Genomic DNA, 19,808 nt, shown 5'->3' on the forward strand with positions numbered 1-19,808 from the left:
GCCATCTGATCTCCATCGCGCCGAACCCGGTGGCGCCACGACAGAAGCCAGCCACCGGATTCGACACTGACTTTGGAGCCCCCGATGGCCTACATCAAGAGCCGCAAGCACGCGCTCGCCCCCACTTCGTCGCTGACCCCGAGCGCCGCCGCCCTGGCGGTCGCCGCGCTGGCGCTGCCGCTGGCGGCCCTGGCACAAACCGCCGAGCCGGCCAAGCCCGCCGCTCCGCAGGCCGAGACGCTGCCCGAGGTGAAGGTCAAGGCCAAGACGGCCACCGAGACTGACTACAAGGCCGATACGGTGTCGAGCCCGAAGTTCACGCAGCCGCTGGTGGACACGCCGCAGACCATCACGGTCATCAAGAAAGAAGTGCTGCAGCAGCAGGGCACGACCTCGCTGAGCGAGGCGCTGCGCAACACGCCGGGCATCACGCTGCAGATGGGCGAGAACGGTAACTCGCAGACCGGTGACTCAATCTTCATGCGCGGCTTCGACACCTCGGGTTCGATCTTCGTGGACGGCATCCGCGACCTCGCCACCATCAGCCGCGACACCTTCAACATCGACGCCGTCGAAGTGGTCAAAGGCCCGGCCGGCAGCGACAACGGCCGCGGCGCTTCGTCGGGCTACGTCAACCTGGCGACCAAGCAAGCCACGAAAGACAGCTTCAACAACGCCAGCGTGACGCTGGGCACGGCCAAGCGCATGCGCGCCACGGCCGACCTGAACCGGCCGCTCGACCTGGGCCTGCCCGGTGCGGCGATCCGCCTGAACGTGATGGCGCAGGACTACGGCGTGCCGGGCCGCGACGAGGTCAAGGCCAAGCGCTGGGGCTTTGCGCCCTCGCTGTCGCTCGGCCTGGGCACGCCCACGCGCACGACCTTCAACTACCTGCACGTCGAGCAGCGCAACCGCCCCGACGGCGGCGTGCCGACCATCGGCCTGCCGGGCTACCTGGGCACCAACGCCGCGCCGGTCGATTCATCGAACTACTACGGCTCGCTGAACGACTTCGACAACGTCACGCTCGACATGTTCACCGCGCGCATCGAGCACGACCTCAAGCCCGGCGTGACGCTGCGCAACACCACGCGCCTGGGCCGCACCGAACAAGACCTGCTGGTGACGGGCGTCAACGCCGTCACGGCGACCGGCGACCCGTCCACCTGGACGGTGGCCCGTTCGCGCCAGGGCAAGCACCAGAACAACGAGATCCTGACCAACCAGACGAACCTGAGCGCCGAGTTCGAGGCCGCGGGCATCAAGCACTCGCTCTCGAGTGGCATCGAGTTCATCTATGAACGCCAGGCCACGCGCACGCCGCAGACGCTGAGCAACACCACGCTGCCCACGTCGATCCGCCAGCCGTCGGCCAACCTCTACAACCCGAGCACGGGCGATGTGTTCCTCACGCCGCCCGACAAGGGCGCCTACACGCGCGGCAGCACGCTGAGCGCGGCGCTGTATGCCTTCGACACGCTCAAGCTCAACGAGCAGTGGTTGCTCAACGGCGGCCTGCGCTGGGAGCGCTTCCACACCGAGACCAACGGCTCGACCTTCACCGCGCAGACGGCCACCGTGGCCGAAACGCTGGTGCAGAACGCGCCGCTGTCGATGAGCGACGACCTGCTCAGCTGGAAGCTCGGCGCCGTCTTCAAGCCGGCGCCCACCGGCAGCATCTACGCGGCGGTGTCGAACTCGTACCTGCCCCCGGGCGGCGGCAACTTCGCGCTGAGCGGCCAGGCCAACAGCGCCAACCGCACCGACCTGAAGCCGCAAGAGGGCAGCAACATCGAGGTCGGCACCAAGTGGGACCTGCTCGGCGGCAAGCTGGCGCTGACGGCCGCGGCCTACCGCAGCGAGAACAAGAACGAGCTCGTCAGCGACGGCGGCTCGCCCGCCACCTACGCGCAGGTCGGCAAGCGCCGCGTCGATGGCGTCGAGCTGGGTGCCGTCGGCCAGGTGACGCCCGCGCTGAACCTCAGCGCCGGCCTCGCCTACATGGACCCGCAGATCATCCAGGGCACGCCGGGCAACACCGGGCTGATCGTGTTCTCGCCCAAGCTCACCTTCACCTCGTGGGCGACCTACAAGCTGCCCATGGGCCTGACCATCGGCGGCGGCGCACGCTATGTGGACACGGCCGTGCGTTCGAGCAACGTGGTCACGAGCAACCTGCCGGGCATGCCCTCGTACTGGGTGGCCGACGCGATGCTGTCGTACGACGTGTCGAAGAACGTGTCGGTGCAGTTCAACCTGAACAACGTGCTCGACGAGGAATACCTCGCGCTCGTCAACAACGGCGGCTCACGCTACAAGCCGGGCGAGAAGCGCAACGCGCTGGTCACGGCCAACTTCAAGTTCTGAGAGGCTAAGAGTCTTTCGTTCATGCCCGCTCATCACGCCCAAACGCCCCCGCTTGTCGTTGCAAATGTTCGCCATCGCCCGAGCCATGGCTGTGCTTTGCGCCTAAACCGGGCGCCATTGGACGCGCTGCTCGGGCATGCCCGAAAAACTCTCACCCGCTGAGCGAGTTGCCGCCCGGCCGGCACGGCGGGCGATGCGACACTTTGGAGCCTCTTCGTGGTGAAGAGGCTCTTTTTTCTTGTGAGGAAGGGTTCGCCATGCTGCTGCATGTCCCCAACGTGTTGACCCGTGCGCAGGTGCAGGACATCCGCCGCCGCCTCGACGCCACCGACTGGGTCGATGGCCGCGAGACCGTCGGCCTGCAAGGCGCGCAGGTCAAGCAGAACCGCCAGCTGCCCGAGACCTCGCCGGTGGGCCGCGAGCTGGGCGACGTCATCTTGAAGGCGCTGGCCAACCACCCGCTGTTCTTCTCGGCCGCGCTGCCCATGCGCACGGTGCCGCCGCTGTTCAACCGCTACGAAGGCGGCGAGCACTACGGCCTGCACGTCGATGGCTCGGTGCGCGCCCTGCCCGGCACCGCGCTGCGCCTGCGCACCGACGTGTCGTGCACGCTCTTTCTCACCGACCCCGAGGACTACGACGGCGGCGAGCTGACCGTGGTGGACACCTACGGCGCGCACGAGGTCAAGCTGCCGGCGGGGGACTTGATCCTCTACCCCTCGACCAGCCTGCACCAGGTGACGCCGGTGACGCGCGGCGCGCGCGTGTGTTCGTTCTTCTGGGTGCAGAGCCTGGTGCGCGAAGCCCCGCGCCGCGCGATGCTGTTCGAGCTCGACCAGACCATCCAGAAACTGCGCGCCCAACTGGGCGACAACACCGAGGTGCTGACCCTCACCGGCCACTACCACAACCTCTTGCGCGAGTGGGCCGAGACCTGAATCAGTACACGTCGCGCCGGTAGCGGCCTTCGGCGATGAGGGCGTCCACCGTGTCTTGCCCGGCGATCTCGACCAGCGCGGCTTCGACGCCGGCGGCCATGCCGTCGAGGCTGCCGCACACATAGAGGGCGGCGCCGTCGCGCAGCCACTGGTGCAGCGCTTCAGCAGCGCCGCGCAGGCGGTCTTGCACGTAGCGGTCGGGCCCGCCATCGCGCGAGTAGACGAGGTCGGCGCGCTCGAGCACGCCCTGCGCCTTCCAGGCCGCGATCTCGTCGCGGTGGTAGGCGTCGTGCGCTGCGTGGCGCTCGCCGAAGATCAACCAGTTGCGCGTCGGCTGTGCCTGGGCGGCGCGCGCCTTCAGGTGCGCGCGCAGGCCGGCCAGGCCGGTGCCGTTGCCGATCAGCACCAGCGGGCGTTGGCCGTTGTCGCCGATGCGGAAGTTGCGGTGCTCGCGCAGGCGCAGCTCCAGCGTGTCGCCCAGCGCCGCGCGCTCGGTCAGCCAGCCCGAGGCCAGGCCCAGCGTGCCATCGGCGCGCCGCTGCTGTCGCACCAGCAGGTGCAGGCGGCCCTCGGACGGCAGCGAGGCGATCGAGTACTCGCGCGGGTGCTCAGGGTCGTCGGGCAGGCGGATTTGCGCGAGGTCGCCGGCCTGCCACGCGGGCGGGTTCGCGAGGCTGCCATCGGCAGGTTCGAGTTCGAGGTGGAAGGTCGGCCCGCCCGCGCTGCCCGGGTTGAGGTGCTCGCGCGCGACCAGCCGCCACGGCGCATAGGCCGGTGCGCGCCAGTCGTCGAGGTCACTCGTGCCGCCGTGGTGGCCGAGTTGCTGCTGCCAGGTGCGCAGTGCGGCCGGGTCGCCGGCATGCACGTCGATGCGCTCGAACATCGGCAAGGCGCCGCGCGCTTGCAGCCACGCATCGAGCCGGCGGCCGAAGCCGCAGAAGTGCCCGTAGCTGCGGTCGCCGAGCGCGAGCACCGCATGGCGCAGCGCCGACAGCTCGGGCGCGGCCTCGCCCTCGGCGCCCATCACGCGGCGCGCGAAGGCGGCGGCGGCGTCGGGTGGGTCGCCTTCGCCATAGGTGCTGACGATGAAGAGCGCGTGCGACGCCTCGCGCAGCATGTCGGCGCTGAGGGCCGACAGCGCCACCAGCCGCGCCGGCACACCGGCGGTGTGCAGCGCGCGTGCGGTCTGCCAGGCGATGTGTTCGGCGGTGCCGGTCTGGCTGGCGTAGGCCACGAGCCAGGGCGCCACGCCCGCGGCGGCCGGCGCGAACGACGCCGCCTCGCGCGATGCGCGTTCGCGTCGCGTGCGCTCGCGCCACACGATGGCGAAGCACATCGCCAGGTACATGAACACCACGCCGCTGGCGGCCCACAAGCGCAACTCGATCGCGGGGTTCATGCGGGGCGGCTCATTGCAGCCAGGCCTGCCAGGCGCGGCTGGTGTGTTCGACGAAGCCGGCGGGCGTGCGCACGACGAAGCGCGCCGCGAGCGCCTGGCGTTCGGCCAGCGCGAGGCCGGCGTCCACGCCCAGCACGTTGAGTGCGGTGGACCACGCATCGGCCGCCATGGCCTCGCCGTGCAGCACGCTCACCGAGGCCAGGCCGTGCGTGATGGGCCGGCCTGAGCGCGGGTCGAGCGTGTGCGAGTAACGCTGGCCGCCGTGCTCGAAGAAGCGGCGGTAGTCGCCCGAGGTGGCGATTGCCGCGCCATGCAGGGCGACCCAGGTGTCGGCGAGGCCCGGAGCCTGAGCTTCGGGCGCTTCGAGCGCGACCCACCAGGGCTGCGCGTCGGGCTTGAGGCCGTGGCCGCGCAACTCGCCGCCCACTTCGACCAGAAAACTGTCGCGGCCATGTGCCAGCAGCCAGCGCGCGACCTGGTCCACCCCGAAGCCCTTGGCGATGGCCGAGAGGTCGAGTTCGAGCCCGCCAGGCTGCAGCGCGCGGCGCTGGGCGGCCTCGAAGGGCAAGCGCGTCCAGCCGCCTTGCGCGCGGGCCGCCTCGATGCGTTCAGACGAGGGCGGTGCGGTGCCCATGCGGGGCGCCGGCCCGAAGCCCCACAGGTTGACCAGCGCGCCCGCCGTCGGGTCGTAGGCCCCGTCGCTGGCCCGCGCGACCTGCAGCGCGAGCCCCAGCACGTCGCAAAACGCGCGCGGCAGCACCTGCCAGCGGCCGGGGGCCGCGCGGTTGAAGCGGCCCAGGTCGGAGCCGGCGTCCCAGCTGCTCATCTGCGCGACCACGTCGTCGAGCTGCTGCTGGATGCCCTGCTGCAAAGGCCGCAGCGGCGTGTGGCGATGGGCGCTGAGCACCACCGACCAGGTGGTGCCCATGGTTTCGCCTTGCAGCGTGTGCAGCACCGCCCCGAGCGCCGGCGGCGCGGGGTCGATGTGCGGCGAGATGAGCAACCGCCGCTCGGGGCTCGGGGTCGCAGCGTTCGACACGCTCAACACCGCGCGTTCATGACCAAAGCGTCAGTGCCCCGGCGCGTGCCGTCACTGCGGCAGCACTTCGAGCGTGGCCGAGTACGACGCCCGCCGTTGCGGCGCGCCCGTGGCGGCCGGGGCGGGCGATTCGCCGCCGCCCATGCCCGGGCGGCCACCGGTCGAGGCGCCCAGCCAGTAGCGGCCGGCCTCGACCCAGCTCACGCTGAACTCGCCCTTGGCATCGGTCTTGAGTGCGATCTCGCCCATCTTGTAGCGGTAGCGGTGGCCGGCACGCACCAGCGTCACGTCCACGTTCGCGGCGGGCTGGCCGTCGAGCAGCAGGCGGAACTTCGACACGTCGCCGGTGCTGATGTCGGTCGGCGTGGTCAGCGGCTGCAGCTCCAGGCCGGTGCCACTGATGCCGGGCACCGTGGCACCGGGCTCGCCTTGGCTCACGAAGGTCTCGACGCGGCTGAAGGTGCGCGACACCTGCAGGTCGGCGGCGTCGCCGGGCACGTTCTTCGACTGCTCTTCGGGCTTGCCGCGCCAGCGCTTGGTCTCGCCGCCGACCTTCCACGAGGCCATCACCGTCTCGGCCGTGCCGGCGATGCGGTAGGTGCCGGCCTGCGGCAGCTTCACTTCGAAGCTGGTGCGGCGCTTGCCCTGGTGGCGCGATTCGGGCGCGAGCGTGGCGCCATCGGGGGCCGTGATGCGCAGCGTGTCGATCTGCAGCGCGTTGGTGTCGTACTCGAACAGGTCTTCGGACACCGCCGCGTCGATGGTGACCGACGGGTCCTTGCCTTCGACCACGGTCGCCGCCGGCAGGATCCAGGTGCGGTGCGCCGAAGCGACGGTGGGCAGACCGAAGGCCAGCGTGGCCAGCAGCGTCAGCGCGAGGGGGGAGCGGTTCATGGCGAGTCCTTCTCGTGGATGTCGTGGAGGGGGTCGTGACAGGCGTCGCTTCAGGGCTTGACGCTGAGCTGCACCGTGCCCAGTTCGCCTTCGCCCTGCGCCTTGGCGGTCTGCGCGGCCTTGACCGGCCATTGCAGCGGCAGGCGCAGCACCTCGCGGCCGCCGTTTTCGCGCGCGGCTTCGACCACCAGCTGGTACTCGCCAGCGGGCAGCTTGGCCAGCGCCTTGTGCGAGCCCAGCTGCAGCACCGCTTCGCCCGGCGCGCGCGTCGCGCCGCTCACGCCGTCGGCCGGCACGCTGAGGTCGCGCCCGCCCTTGCGCCACCAGGTGCGCATGTCTTTCAGCCACTTGGTGCCGCCGTTGTCCTTCTTCTTCAGGTCGTACCAGACGGCCACTTGCGCGGCGGCGCTCGGTTCGTTCGCGCGTTCCAGCCACACCGCGACGTAAGGGCGGTGGTACTCGGCCACCGGCAGGCGCGGGATGTCGATCTTCAGCGTCACGTCGGCGGCCAGCGCCGGCAGTGCGGGCAGGCCCAGCACGGTCGCCCACGCCGCGGTGCGGCGCAGTGAAGAGGTCGAAGAAGCGGTCATGGGCGAATCCTCAAAACGTCAATCAGGGTCAATGGATGAACAGCAGCGCCAACAGCACCGGGGCGATCACCCCCAGCCCGACCACCGGCCAGGTGCTGGGTCGGTTGGCGGCGTGCAGCTTCAGGATGAACAGGCCGGTGATCGAGAACACCAGCGTCGCGGCGGCGAAGAGGTCGATGAACCAGCCCCAGGCCGTGCCCGTGTGCCGGCCCTTGTGCAGGTCGTTGAAGTACGAAACCCAGCCGCGGTCGGTGCGCTCGTACTCGGCGCGGCCGCTCTCGCGGTCGATGCGCAGCCAGGCGTCGCCGCCAGGGCGCGGCAGCGGCACGTACATCTCTTCGGGTGACCACTCGGCCTCGCGCGCCGACAGGTCGAGCGACCACGCCGACGCCGCCCACTCGCGCAGCGCGCCCGGTACCACTCCGGTGCCGTCTTCAGGTGCGGTGCGCAAGGCGGCCAGGGCGTCGGCCGGCAGGCTGGCTTCGCGCGTCGTGACCCGCGGCTGCGCCTCGATCTGAGACGCATGGTTCAGCGTGATGCCCGTGACGCTGAACAGCAGCATGCCCAGCAGGCACAGCGCCGAACTGATCCAGTGCCACTGGTGCAGCGTCTTGAGCCACGCCGCGCGGCGTGTGTGGGGAGGGGTCGAGGTGTCCATGCCGTTCCAGCGCCCGGGCGGCGCAGAGCGGCGAGTTTACTCGCAAATGCGAATTACTCTCAATCGCAAGAAGGGGCGGGCGCAACTTTCACAGGGCTTGCACATTTCGCCCCGTGGACCGCGCCGCGGCCTGCTGCCATTCGGCCACGGCCGGGCAGGTGCTCCTTGCCATCGGCGAGGTCGGTGATGCGCACGGCGGCTACCGCGCCCGGCAGCGCTGTGGCAGGTAGCGCGCCGGCAGGTCGGTGCGGTTGTCGCCCTGTGCGGTCATCTGCGCCGGTGGGCTGGCCTGGCCGCAGACCCAGCTGATGGGCACGATGCGCGCGCTTTCGACGACGGCAGGGCGCAGGCTCACGACCTTGCCGCGCAGGGCGCCGTTGGCGTTGTTGCCGAAGGTGACGTGCAAGGCGCCGTTGTGCAGCTCGACCGACTGCACGAACTCGCTGACGATGAGGTTCGACGCCGGCAACCCCGCGGCCGCGTTGTCGGCCGGCATCGGCTGGCTCGCCGCCCAGGCCACCTGCACCGGCTGCTTGGCGAAGTCGGCCAGTGGCAGCGCCTCGGCGACCTGCGCGCGCGCGATGCGCTCGTGGAAGGACGGCATCGCCGCCATCGCGAGGATGGCGATGATCGCCACCACCACCATCATTTCGATCAGGGTGAAGCCGCGTGGGGGGCGAAGTCTCATGGTCGGGGCGCGCGCTGCGTCGGGTGGCGTCAGCGGCAACCATAACGCTTCGCGTGCCGTCGGCCGCGCCACCGGTCGGGCAGCCGCTGCCGATCGCCTCGTCGACACCCTGCAGGGCGGTATTTGTTCCTCAACCCGCGTGCCAGGCGGCCGATATGCCGACGACCTGGGGAATCCACCCAGTGGTTGATTCAAAAAGGTGAGGAATGAAAACGACCCTGAATTCGCGGCTGCTGGCCGCATTTGGTGTGCTCATGGCGTTGATCGCCGCCGTGGGCGTGGTGGCTGGCCTGCAGGTCTGGAAAAGCCGCAGCGACTACCGTGAGCTGTACGGCAGCACGCGGGCCACCGCGGCGCTGGGCGAGGCCAACCACGTGCTGTGGGAACTGCGCTACGCCACCGCCCAGGCACTCACCGCCACCCCCGAGGCGGCCCGCAAGATCGCCGACGCCGAGGCTGCGCGTTACCAGAAGGTCTGGGCCGCGCTCGACGCCTATGCCGCCACGCGCCTGGCCGCCGACGAGCAGGCCGCGCTGGTGAAGACGCGCGAGGCCTTCCAGCGCTACACCGAGGTGCGGCCCAAGTGGTTCGCGCTGCACCTGGGCGGCCAGGCCGACGAGGCGAAGGCCTTGCGCAGCCAGCAGATGACACCGGTGGGCGCCGAACTCGTGCGCGCGGTGGAAGAACAGATCCGCCTGCAGGCCACGGCCGCCGACGCGACCAGCGCCGCGCTGGGCGAACAGGCCGCGTGGATCGGCTGGGTGGTGCTGACCGTGGCCGTTCTGGCCCTGGTCGGTGCGGCCGGCTTGTCGCGCTGGATCGTGCGCATGCTGACCGGCCCGCTGTCGCGTTCGACGGCGCTGGCCAAGTCGATCGCCCATGGCGACCTGCGCTCGCGCATCGACGTCGAACCGGGCCCGCTGTCGGCGCTGCAAGAGGCGCTGCGCGACATGCAGGCGAGCCTGGCCGGCACCGTGGCCCAGGTGCGCGACAACGCGCACGAGGTGGCCGCCGCCGGCACGCACATCGCGCAGGGCAATTCGGACATGAGCTCGCGCACCGAGCAGCAGGCCTCGTCGCTGCAGCAGACCGCGGCCTCGATGGAGCAGCTGAGCAGCACCGTGCGGCAGAACGCCGACAACGCGCGCGAAGCCAACCAGCTGGCGCAGCAGGCCTCGGACGTGGCCACGCGCGGCGGCGACGTGGTGGCCCAGGTCGTGGGCACGATGAAGGGCATCAACGACTCGTCGAAGCAGATCGCCGAGATCATCGGCGTCATCGACGGCATCGCCTTCCAGACCAACATCCTCGCGCTGAACGCGGCGGTCGAAGCTGCCCGCGCCGGCGAGCAGGGGCGCGGCTTCGCGGTCGTGGCCTCGGAAGTGCGCTCGCTCGCGCAGCGCTCGGCCGAAGCGGCCAAGGCCATCAAGACCCTCATCTCGGCCAGCGTCGAGCGCATCGACCAGGGCGCCGCGCAGGTGGATCAGGCCGGCGCCACGATGCAGGAGGTGGTGCGCTCGATCCGCAGCGTCTCGACGCTGGTCGCCGAGATCAGCACCGCCAGCGCGCAACAGAGCGCGGGCGTCGCGCAGGTCAGCGAGGCCGTGGCCGACATGGACCGCAACACGCAGCAGAACGCCGCGCTGATGCACGTGGCCAACCAGTCCGCCCGCAGCCTGCAAGAGCGCGCCGAGCGCCTGGTCGGCGCCGTCTCGGTGTTCAAGACTTGATGAGCGGTGCCTCGCCGGCGGCCGGGGCGGCTTCGGCCACCGGCAGTTGAGCGAGGCCGCGCACGAAGCCGGCGACGCTGGGTTTGTCGAGGTAGACGCAGCGCTTGCCGGTGCGTTTGCAGTGGTCCTTGACCAGCCAGTAGGCGTTGTGGCTCAGGCAGCCGGTCTGGCAGATCACCAGGTCGGCCGCAGCCAGGCTCGCGTCGAGCCGGTGGGTGTTGTCCTCGATGCCGCCGTCGTGGTGCGTGAAGCGCCCGCCGTGGCGTTCGACCAGCTCGCGGTAGATCGGGATGCTGCCCAGCCGCCCGCCCACGCACAGCACGCTGCGTTCGGCCAGCGGCACGGGCGTCGGCTCGGCCGGTGTCGGTGATGCCGCGGGGTTGGCTTTGGGCGTCTGGGCCGCCAGCAAGGCCCGCTCTTGCTGCGCGCACTGGCGCTTGAGGTCGGCGAGTTCGAGTTCGAGCGCGCGGTTGCGGGCACTCAGCTCGCCCACGCGCTGCGACAGGTGCTGGCGCGCTTGCAGCTCGGGCAGCGCCTCGCGCAGCTGCGCCAGCTCGCCGCGCAACGCGGCCAGCAGCGTGTCTTGGCGGATGGCTTCGGCGCGCAGCCGCAGCGTCTGGGCCGCGTGGCGCTCTTGTTCAGTGGCGCGCTCGGCCTGTTGCTGCACCGCGCGTTGCTGGCTCAGCGCCAGCTCACGCACCAGCTCGCGTTCACGCTGCGCCAGCGTGTCGAGCCGTTGCAGGTCGGCCCGCTGCATGGCGCCGGCCTGGTGCTGGATCATGTGGATGTCGCGGCACACGTCTTCGCACAGCGCCTCGTCGCAACGCGCGTGCGTCAGCGTGGCCCACAGCGCGCCGGCCACGTCGCCGGCCTGCACGGCCTCGCGCCACAGGGCCTGGACCGCATCGCGGTGCTTGGCGAGCGAGAAGCGCCGCAGCGTCAACGCGAAGCGGCGGTCGAGCTCGCGCTGCAAGGCGTCGGACAAGGGGTTGCGTGCCGTGCACTGGCCGACCACGCCGACGTGCAGCTCGTAGTCGTCGGCCACCGGTTCGCCCTGCAACAGCTTGCCCACGATGCGCCGCAGCGTGTCGAGCGGCAGACACACGCCGATCAGCGGGCAGTGGGCGTGGTGCGGCAGTTCCCACAGGCGCTGGCGGCGCGAACTACGTGGGGTGTCGTGGGAGCCCGCGGCGCACGAAGCGTCGGGGCTACACATGGCCACCTCGCGGGGCACGCACAGTCGGAGATCGCAGCATGGTGTCCTCCTTGCGGATGAAGCACGGGCTGGCGCGGTCGGGCTGGCGGTGCGGATGGCCTCTGGGGCCGGCTTACTTGGTGAGGATGAGCTTGCCCAGCGAGGTCTGCTTCAGGCGGTAGATCGAGCCGCGGTGCTCGATGTGCACCTCGGTCGCGCCGCCCAGCAGCTGGTCGCTGGAGATGCGGGCCACGGCGCCGGGCGTGGCGGTTCGGTTCGGCTCGCGCGGCGCGCTGGCGTCGTCGCCTGCACGGGGCCGCTCGGTGCCGTCGAAAGAGGCGGTGGCAGAGGCAGTCATTACGGCGTCTCCGGTTCGCTGACGAAGCCGACTTTCGACAGCCCGGCCTTCGACGCGTCGGCCAGCGTCTCGGCCACGTGGCGGTAGGCCACCGCCTGGTCGGCGCGCAGGTGCACTTCGGGCTGGGGCTGCTTGCCGCCCTCGGCCTGGAAGCGCTTTTGCGCCTCGGCGCGGTTGACCACCTCGCCGTTCCAGTAACGCGTGCCGCTGGCGTCGATGGCGAACTCGATCTTCTCGGCCACCGCCGCGTTGGCCTGCGCACTGGCCTTGGGCAGGTCGAGCTTGACGGCCTGCGTGAGCAGCGGCGCGGTCACGATGAAGATCACCAGCAGCACCAGCATCACGTCGATCAGCGGGACCATGTTGATCTCCGCCATCGGCGCGCCGGCGTTCTTGTTGTCGAAGCTTGCGAAGGCCATGGCGAGACCTCGCTCAGGCGGCGCGGGCGCGCTGGCCCGGCAGTTCGTGCACCACCGGCGCGGGCGCCGGCGAGGCCAGCGGCTGGCCCATCGACACGAAGGTGTGCAGCTCGTAGGCGAAGGCGTCGAGCTTCGACAAGATGACGCGGTTCGAGCGCGTCAGCCAGTTGTAGCCCATGACCGCGGGAATCGCGACCGCCAGGCCCAGGCCCGTCATGATCAGCGCCTCGCCCACCGGGCCGGCCACCTTGTCGAGCGTGCCGGCGCCGCTCATGCCGATGGCGACGAGTGCGTGGTACACGCCCCAGACCGTGCCGAACAGGCCGACGAACGGGGCCGTCGCGCCCACCGTGGCCAGCATCGCCAGGCCGTTTTCGAGCCGCGTGGTTTCTTCGTCGAGCACCTTCTTGATGGTGCGCGTGACGAACTCGGCCGAGCTGCCCGCTTCTTCGAGCTTGGCCGCGCCGTACTTCGCGTGGTGCGCCTGCGCATGCAGCGCATGGCTGGTCAGGTGCGAGAACGGGTCGCGCGCGTCGTGCGCGCCGACCTCGAAGGCCACCGCGTCGAGCGAACTGGCGTTCCAGAAGAAGTTCAGGAACTTCTCGCTGCGGCGCTTGCGGGCCATCAGCGTGAGGCCCTTGACGACGATGATGATCCAAGAGATGGCCGACATCAGCAGCAGCGCCACCAGCAGCGTCTTGCCGACGGCGTCGCTTTGCGCGATGAAGTGGCCGAAGCCCAGGGCTGAGGGTTCGTTCACGTCAGTTCTCCAGTTCGAAAGTCAGCGGGATGAAGGCCCAGCCGGCCGTGGCCCGGCCGTTCTCGATGTAGGGCTTGAAGCGCGCGCGCTTGACGGCACGCACGCCTTCGTCGTCGAGGCGTGAAAAGCCCGAGGACTTGTGCACCTGCGCGTCGCGCACGGCGCCGGCTTCGTCGATGTAGGCCCGCACCATCACGCGGCCGGTCTCGCCCAGGCGCTTCGAGGTGCGCGGGTATTCCAGCTCGGGCGCGACCAGGTACTGCACCGCCGAGGCCGGGATGGTCTTCGGCGCGGGCGGAGGGGCCGGGGGGGTCGGCGGTGCGTCGGCCACCGGGGGCGGCGACGGCGGGGCTGGCGTGGGCAAGGGCGGCGGCGGGGGCTCGGCCACGAAGGGGGCCGGCGCGGGGGTGGGCGCCGCGGTCACCAGGGTTTCGGTCGGCGGCGCCCGCTTGGGCTGCGGCACCTCGACGGGTGGCGGTGGCGGCACAGGCGCCGGCGGCGTTTCGGGCGCGGGCGGCGCGATGAAGTTCACGAAGATCGGCGCGGCCTGCACGACCGCGTCGCGCACCTGCGGCACCTGCATCAAGGCCCAGGCGCCGGCCACGTGCGCCAGCGCGATGCCGATCACCACGCCGCGCAACTGGCCGGGCGTCAAGCCATCCTGGCGCGAAGGCCGCGCGCCGGCTCGCCACGCCGGCGCGGCGGGGGTGGGCAGGGGGCGGGGTGCGGTGGACATGGCAAGGCAGTGATCCGGCGCGGGGCGGGCCCGCTCGACCGGTGGTGAACAACTCTAACACAAACGAGAACGATTCTCATTAATGGTTTTTGTGCGGGTTGTGCGCCAGATCAAACCTTGGCCGTGACACGCGGAAGCGACGCGGGGCGCCCGTGGGCGCCCCGCTGGGGTCAGGCCCGCCGTGCGCGGCGGGTTGGCGCATCGCGCCGGCGAATCACTTCGCCGGGCAGAGCTTCTTCTTGCGCGCGCCGTCGGGCCACACCACGCGCTTCTTCGCGTCGAGCAGCACCGCGTCGCCGTCGCAGGTGAAGGCGCTGTGTGCGAGCAGCTTGCCCTGGATGTCGGTCAGGCCGTACTGGCCGCCGCTGCGCACCACGGCGCGTTCTTCGGCGAAGTCGCCCATGGCCTCGAAGCGCACCGGCACGGTCAGGCGGCCGTCCATGTCGAGCGCGCCGTAGCGCCATTGCGGTTCGCCGCCCTTGGGCGCCGGCGTTTTGCGGCCGACCACGGCAAAGCCTTCTTTCATCGGCCGGATCAGGTCGTAGGGGTACATGCCCAGCAGCTTGCCCTGGTGGTTGTACAGGCCGAAGGGCTTGCCGGGCACGGGCGTCATCGGCTCGACGACGAGCACGCCGTCCATGAAGGTCTGGTTCGGCAGCACGCGCCCGGGCACGCGCACGCGGTCCTTGAAGTCGAAGCTCTGGAAGACGTTGACCTGCTGCGGCGTGCCGGCGTTTTCGATGCGCGGCCACCACCAGTTGGGCCAGTCTTCCATCAGGCCGATCGGCTTCTCAGGCGTCGAGACGCGCCCGCGGATGTCGATCGCGCGGCGGTTCGCGCCCTCGCCCAGCACGATGTAGGGCTTGCCCTTGTCGCCGGGCAGCGGCTCGGCGGTGGGGGCGATGGCCCATTCGCCGTCGGGGCGGATCAGCCCGCGCAGCGCGCCCTGCTCGCCGACGAAGAGACCGAAGTCGTTGGGCGGCAGCACGCGCACGTCGCGCCCGAAGCGCTTCAGCACCTTGCCGCTGTCGTCGATGACGGCTTGCGCGCCGTCGATCTCTCGCACCAGCGCGACCCCGGCGCGGAAAGGCCCGCCCTCGGCAAAGCTCGGCGCGATGACGACCTTGCCGGTCTCGTCGATGTAGCCCGCCTTGCCATCGACCGTGATGCGTGCGCGCTTGAACGAGAACGGCCCGGCCAGCGCGAACTGCGGCGGGATCACCCACTGCCCTTTGTTGTCGATGAAGCCCCACTCGCGGCCGCGGCGGGCCAGCGCGAGGCCTTCGCTGAAGTCGTCGAGGTCGTCGAACTGCGGCTTGACCGCCAAGCGGCCTTCGGCGTCGATCAAACCCCACACACCGCCGATGCGCACCCGCGCCATGCCTTCGCGGAAGGTGCACAGCGCCTGCACGGCGGTCGGTGCGGTGGCGCCGGGCAGGGTGCAACCGGCTTCTTCGGTGGCTTGGGCGAAAGGGGCGAGGCCCAGCACGGCGAGGCCCAGCAGGCCGGCGGTCAGTGAACGGATGGTCATCGTGCGCATGTCCCGAAAAGCGAGCAAACCCCACAGCGGCGTGGGGCGCCGGGCCCCACGGTGGGCGCGCAGTTTAGGGCGCGTGAACCCGCCCGCGGCTCGGTGACTCCCCGACCTTGCCGGGATAGGGGCATGTGCCGTCGGGTCGGCGCTGCCCCGCTCAGCCGCCGGCCGGCTTCAGCACTTTCGCTTGTGGCGCGCGGCCTCGGGCCAGACGATCTGCGCCTTGCCGTCGAGCAGCACCGGGTCGCGCCCGCACATCCAGGCGCTGTGCAGCACAAGGCGGCCTTGCGTGTCGATCAGGCCGAGGTTGCCGCGGGTCAGCACCACGGCGCGGCCTTCCGAGAACGCCTGCGCGGCCTCGAAGCGCGGCGCGATGGCGAGCTTGCCCTGGCGGTCGATGAAGCCCAGGCGAGCGACGAGGTTCTCGTCCTCGCGGCCGGGAATCCGCCGTGCCCGGGTGCCGGCCGGCGCAGGTTCGAGCGCGGTCACGGCGGCCAGGCCGTTGGACATGGCACCGATGGACGCATACGGGTACGGGCCCAGCACCTGGCCACGCGTGTCGATCAGGCCCACCTGCGACCGCTCGGTTCTTTCCGCCGGTTGGAAGGCGACCACCCCTTCCGAGAACCGGCCGTCATGCGTGACCAGCGTGCCGGGTACCTGTACCCGCACCTTGAAGTCGAAGCCGCGGAAGACCGTGCGGCGCGCGTCGTACGGCCCCGTTTCTTCGGCGAACCAGGCCTCGGCGGGGTCGTCGGGCAGGCTCAGGGGCTGCGATGCGCTGGAGACGCGGCCCCGCCGGTCCACTGCTTCGTGCTGGCCGTCGCGCCAGCGCAGCGCGTACGGGTGGGTTTCGAGGTCGCCCAGTTCGCCGTACTGGGGCTCCATCAGCCATTCGCCGCGCGCATCGAGCAAGCCGTGCTGCGCCTGCGGGTGCGCTTCGTACCAGCCGTCGTCGCGCGCATCGAGGCGCTCGTGCACTGCCGCGATGACGACGCGGCCGTCGGGGGCGATCACGCCCGAGCCTTCGGGCCAGCGGCGCACTTCGAGGAGCCCGCTGTAAGGGGCGTAGCGCAGGCTGTCGTAGATCGGACGCACCAGCTCGCGGCCCTCGGGCGAGAGCCAGCCGTGCAGCGTGTCGGTGCCGGTCGCCGTCTGGACCCGGCGCCCGGTCACCCAACCGAGGTGCCGCCGGTCGTCGGCGTCGAACACCGGCTTGGGCTCGTCGTCGTACGTGGGTGCGACGACCCACTCGCCGCGTGCGTCGAGCAGACCCCAGCGCTCGTCGTGCCACGCTGCGAGCAGCATGCCGCCCATGGCGCCGGTGCGCACGCCCTTGGGCAGCGTCCAGCGGGTGACCTTGCCGCTGCGCACGTCAAAGTGCACAGGGGCGTCGGTGTCGTCGTCGCGTCCGAGCACGACGAAGGGTGCGACGACGCTGAAGTGGTCGGCGTCGTCGGGCAGCGCGTGCTGGCGGCCTTCGCGGTCGAGCAAGCGGGTCTTGCGCGTCGTGACGGCCAGGCTCAGTCCGTTTTGGAAGAGGCCCAGGCGCCGGTAGCTTGGCTGGACCACCCAGCGGCCCTGGCCGTCGATGGCGCCCCAACCGTCTTTGGTGGCCATCGGCAGGGGGCCTTCGAAGGACTTGTCGTCGCTGTAGCCGTAGCGGAAGTCGAGCGAGTCGCCGTGGAAGGTCCAGGCCGGGTCGCTCATCACCTTCAGGTCGCGCGTGACGATGCCGATGGACTCGTAGTCTTTCGTCAGCACGGCCAGCGGCAGCAGGTGTGGCGTCTGGCGCGCCAGCGCACCCCGGCCCTCGACCAGGTATGCCTCGTCGAAGCGGCCAGCCACGCGGGCGTCGTCGCTGGCCAGCACCACGCGGCCCTTGGTGTCGAGCAGCTGGAAGGCCGCCGGACGCGGTGGGTCGGCCTGCTCGTCGGCCTTGGTTTGCAGCAGGGCGTGGTCGGCGGTGGACGTCAACTCGACGCCGCGGCCCGACCACCCCACGGGCACGGTGCGCTCGCCGTCGAGCACCAGCCAGCTCTTGCCACAGCCGCTCACCAGCACCCATCGCGGGTGGTTCGACCCACCGGCGTGGTGCGGCCGCCAGTCGTCGCAGGCCACTTCGAGCAGCCGCTGCCCCTGGCGGCCGTACACATCGACCCCCTGGTCGCTGCGCCAGGCTTCGTAGACCGAGGCCTTGCGTTCGATGCGCTTGTAGCGCGCCGGCACGACCCACTCGCCGCGCAGGTTGACGAGGCCGTGCAGGTCGGGTACCTCGTGCCCGGCGGTGGGCACGTCAGGCTTGGCCACGACGAGCCCGTTCTGCACGGCGCTCAGCTCGCGGAAGGTCGGCGGCAGCACCCAGCGCCCCTGCTGGTCTTGCAGGCCGTAGAGCCACACGCGGGCATCACCGCGCCTCGCCAGTTGGCTGGCCGGCATCAGCCCTTCGGCCAAGTGCAGGGCCTGCACCCCGTCGCGCAGCGGCGTGATGCGGCCATCGAGGTGGCGCAGGTGCGGCGCGGGCTTGCGTTCGACGCGCCAGGGCCCATCGACCTGGTGCTGGTAGCCCAGGGCGATGTCCACCGGCAGGCGCTTGACGACCTGGCCGCGCGTGTCGATCAGCGACCACACGCCGTCGGCGCCACGCACCGCGCCGGTCGGGCCCTTGAACGAGCGCGCGTCTTCGTGCACCGGCGGCACCACCCAGCGCCCGGTCTTGTCGATGAAGCCGCGCTTGTCGTCCTGCCACGCCAGCGCCAGGCCCGAGGCGAAGGCTTCGGCATGTTCGAGCCGGGGCTCGATCACCACGCGGCCGGTCTTGTCGATGAAGCCGTATCGCTTGTCTTTCTCGATGCGCGCGAGACCGTCGCTGAAGTTCTCGACCGCCTCGAACTGCGGCGCGATGGCGACTTGCCCTTGCAGGTTGACGAAGCCCCACTGGTGGCCGATGCGCACACGCGCCAGGCCGTCATGGAACGAACACAGCTCCTGGATGGCCGAGCGGCTGTCGCCCGGCAGCGGGCACACGCGGTCGGCGTGCGCCGGGGCCATCGCCAGGCCGGCGAGCGACAGCGCCGCCAGCCACGGCTTGAAAGAAGAGACACGCAGGTTCATGGACGGGCGCTCACGTGGGCGTAGTTGAAACGGGCGCGCTGGGCGCGGGCGGCGGCACGCACGGCCAGCAGCATGGCTTCGGGTGTGGCGTGGGCGGCGAGGGTCGGGTCGGTGAAGCCGAGCGCGCCGAAGCCGCCGTAGCCCGCGTCTTCGTGGGTGGGTTCGCTCGCGGGGGCGGTCGTGCCGTGCAGCGCGGCGCTCGCCACCAGGCGGCACATCCCGAAGCTCACGTCGCCATCGACCGGGCCGGTGCCCAGCGGCCACACCGGCAGTGCGTCACCCTCGTTGGCGCGACGCGCGGCGGCCGTGCGCTCCAGCGCGGCCTGCGTCGAAAACGGCTGCGTCCACAGGGGCTTGTTCTGGTCGTCGCGCCACACACGCGAAATCGGCACGGTGATGCCGCTTTCGCAGTCGGTCCGCACGATGTCGGTGGCGCGGCGCGCCGTCGGTGCTTGAGGCGGGGCTTCGGCGCCCCAGCCGAGTTCGGCATCGATCTGAAACTCGATCGCACTGCCGCCCAGCACGCGCACCGTGCCAGGCAGTCCGCCCGTGGCCTCGAAGCGCGCATTGGCGGCCTTCTGCACCCGTGCGAGCCACGCGGCGTTTTGCTTGGCGGGCGCGCGGTAGGCCCCGTCCAGCGTGCGGCGCCACGCGCCGTACTGCCGCGCCAGGTCGTCGAACAAGGCGGTGGGATTCGCCGGCGCGCGCTTCGCGTACGCGCTGAGGTCGAACACCTGCTTGCCCGCGGCGACGAGCGCGGTGCTGTCGCCCATGAACTGCTCGGTGACGGGCTCGTAGCTGATCAGCGGCACGGCTTGTTTCGCGGCGCGCTGGCGCTGGGCCAGAAAGCCGGGCTTCGAGGCCGCCGCGCAGCTCATGAAGACCTCGCTGTTGCTGGGCCACTTGGTCTCGCTGCGCAGCCGTTCGAGCAGCCACTTGCGGCGCTCGGCGGCGGGGGTCTGGCGAGAGGCGATGACGGTGCCGTCCTGGTCGAGCAGCGCCTCGCCGGTCGAGACCCAGAGGCCGGTCTCGCAGTCGATCACCCGCGATTCGTGTTCGTACCAGCCGCGCTCGTTCTGCTCTTTCGTCCACGCGTCGTACGAGTGGCGCGGGTAACGTGAGCCGGCGGCCAGCAGCCCGTCGGGGCGGAACTTGAGCGCCCGCAGATCGACGGCGTGGGCCGTGTCGCGCTCGTACATCGGGAAGTAAAGCCAATCGGCTTCATGGGCGCGGGCCGCAGCCACCGTGCCCAGCGCCAGGGCCAAGGCGAGCGCGCGCGCGCCGCCGGTCTTGCTTGTCGTTGTCATGGGACTCCCTCCAGAGGGCGCGCAGTGTAGGTGCGGCTCAGAGGGGAATCGCGAGCCTCACCCCTCAGAGGGTGCGGTCGGC

General features: G+C 70.9%; 17 protein-coding genes. 3 read left to right on the forward strand and 14 right to left on the reverse strand.

The window, feature by feature from the left end:
- The first annotated feature begins 84 nt into the window (after nucleotides 1–84).
- Together AC1KAT_RS19475 and AC1KAT_RS19480 are read left to right on the forward strand one after the other, a co-directional pair.
- The gene (locus AC1KAT_RS19475) at nucleotides 85–2,367 is read left to right on the forward strand and encodes a catecholate siderophore receptor Fiu (protein ID WP_480328648.1); all 2,283 of its coding nucleotides are present in this window, start codon (nucleotides 85–87) and stop codon (nucleotides 2,365–2,367) included.
- 257 nt (nucleotides 2,368–2,624) lie between these two features.
- Nucleotides 2,625–3,305: a Fe2+-dependent dioxygenase gene (locus tag AC1KAT_RS19480; RefSeq protein ID WP_480328649.1), complete on the forward strand. Its 681-nt coding sequence runs from the start codon at nucleotides 2,625–2,627 to the stop codon at nucleotides 3,303–3,305.
- A 1-nt stretch (nucleotide 3,306) separates the two neighbouring features.
- On the opposite strand, the gene AC1KAT_RS19485 is transcribed toward AC1KAT_RS19480, so the two are convergent.
- The 6 genes from AC1KAT_RS19485 to AC1KAT_RS19510 all read right to left on the reverse strand — a co-directional run bounded on the left by AC1KAT_RS19485 (nucleotide 3,307) and on the right by AC1KAT_RS19510 (nucleotide 8,573).
- Nucleotides 3,307–4,704 carry a sulfite reductase subunit alpha gene (locus AC1KAT_RS19485; RefSeq protein ID WP_480328650.1) on the reverse strand — a complete coding sequence of 466 codons (1,398 nt, stop codon included), beginning with the start codon at nucleotides 4,702–4,704 and terminating at the stop codon, nucleotides 3,307–3,309.
- A gap of 10 nt (nucleotides 4,705–4,714) precedes the next feature.
- Entirely contained in the window at nucleotides 4,715–5,743 is a 1,029-nt protein-coding gene (locus AC1KAT_RS19490; protein ID WP_480329208.1) for an FAD:protein FMN transferase, read from the reverse strand.
- 51 nt (nucleotides 5,744–5,794) lie between these two features.
- Entirely contained in the window at nucleotides 5,795–6,637 is an 843-nt protein-coding gene (locus tag AC1KAT_RS19495) for a DUF4198 domain-containing protein (RefSeq protein WP_480328651.1), read from the reverse strand.
- 50 nt (nucleotides 6,638–6,687) lie between these two features.
- Complete coding sequence (locus AC1KAT_RS19500; RefSeq protein WP_480328652.1) at nucleotides 6,688–7,227, reverse strand: DUF2271 domain-containing protein; 540 nt, start codon at nucleotides 7,225–7,227, stop codon at nucleotides 6,688–6,690.
- A 28-nt stretch (nucleotides 7,228–7,255) separates the two neighbouring features.
- Entirely contained in the window at nucleotides 7,256–7,885 is a 630-nt protein-coding gene (locus tag AC1KAT_RS19505; protein WP_480328653.1) for a PepSY-associated TM helix domain-containing protein, read from the reverse strand.
- A 199-nt stretch (nucleotides 7,886–8,084) separates the two neighbouring features.
- Nucleotides 8,085–8,573, reverse strand: a complete 489-nt coding sequence (locus AC1KAT_RS19510; protein ID WP_480328654.1) for a pilin — start codon at nucleotides 8,571–8,573, stop codon at nucleotides 8,085–8,087.
- Nucleotides 8,574–8,779: 206 nt separating this feature from the next.
- Between AC1KAT_RS19510 and AC1KAT_RS19515 the strand changes: the two genes are divergently transcribed.
- The gene (locus tag AC1KAT_RS19515) at nucleotides 8,780–10,303 is read left to right on the forward strand and encodes a methyl-accepting chemotaxis protein (protein ID WP_480328655.1); all 1,524 of its coding nucleotides are present in this window, start codon (nucleotides 8,780–8,782) and stop codon (nucleotides 10,301–10,303) included.
- Here AC1KAT_RS19515 and AC1KAT_RS19520 read toward each other — a convergent pair.
- The 8 genes from AC1KAT_RS19520 to AC1KAT_RS19555 form a co-directional block, all read right to left on the reverse strand.
- Entirely contained in the window at nucleotides 10,293–11,519 is a 1,227-nt protein-coding gene (locus AC1KAT_RS19520; protein WP_480328656.1) for a DUF2325 domain-containing protein, read from the reverse strand. The genes AC1KAT_RS19515 and AC1KAT_RS19520 overlap by 11 nt on opposite strands.
- Nucleotides 11,520–11,631: 112 nt before the next feature.
- Nucleotides 11,632–11,856 (reverse strand): hemin uptake protein HemP, encoded by a 225-nt coding sequence (gene hemP, locus AC1KAT_RS19525; RefSeq protein WP_480328657.1) that lies wholly within the window; start codon nucleotides 11,854–11,856, stop codon nucleotides 11,632–11,634.
- The gene (locus AC1KAT_RS19530; RefSeq protein ID WP_480328658.1) at nucleotides 11,856–12,275 is read right to left on the reverse strand and encodes an ExbD/TolR family protein; all 420 of its coding nucleotides are present in this window, start codon (nucleotides 12,273–12,275) and stop codon (nucleotides 11,856–11,858) included. Before AC1KAT_RS19530 ends, hemP begins: the two co-directional genes overlap by 1 nt.
- A 13-nt stretch (nucleotides 12,276–12,288) precedes the next feature.
- Nucleotides 12,289–13,035: a MotA/TolQ/ExbB proton channel family protein gene (locus AC1KAT_RS19535; protein ID WP_480328659.1), complete on the reverse strand. Its 747-nt coding sequence runs from the start codon at nucleotides 13,033–13,035 to the stop codon at nucleotides 12,289–12,291.
- A 1-nt stretch (nucleotide 13,036) separates the two neighbouring features.
- A complete protein-coding gene (locus tag AC1KAT_RS19540; protein WP_480328660.1) occupies nucleotides 13,037–13,771 on the reverse strand; it encodes an energy transducer TonB in 735 nt (244 codons plus the stop codon).
- Between the two features lie 214 nt (nucleotides 13,772–13,985).
- Nucleotides 13,986–15,302 carry a WG repeat-containing protein gene (locus AC1KAT_RS19545; RefSeq protein ID WP_480328661.1) on the reverse strand — a complete coding sequence of 439 codons (1,317 nt, stop codon included), beginning with the start codon at nucleotides 15,300–15,302 and terminating at the stop codon, nucleotides 13,986–13,988.
- A gap of 177 nt (nucleotides 15,303–15,479) precedes the next feature.
- The gene (locus AC1KAT_RS19550) at nucleotides 15,480–18,419 is read right to left on the reverse strand and encodes a WG repeat-containing protein (protein WP_480328662.1); all 2,940 of its coding nucleotides are present in this window, start codon (nucleotides 18,417–18,419) and stop codon (nucleotides 15,480–15,482) included.
- On the reverse strand, nucleotides 18,416–19,726 hold the full coding sequence (locus tag AC1KAT_RS19555) for a hypothetical protein (RefSeq protein ID WP_480328663.1): 1,311 nt from the start codon (nucleotides 19,724–19,726) through the stop codon (nucleotides 18,416–18,418). Before AC1KAT_RS19555 ends, AC1KAT_RS19550 begins: the two co-directional genes overlap by 4 nt.
- Nucleotides 19,727–19,808: the final 82 nt, after the last annotated feature.

Source organism: Piscinibacter sp. PDB5-1 (genome assembly GCF_056676035.1).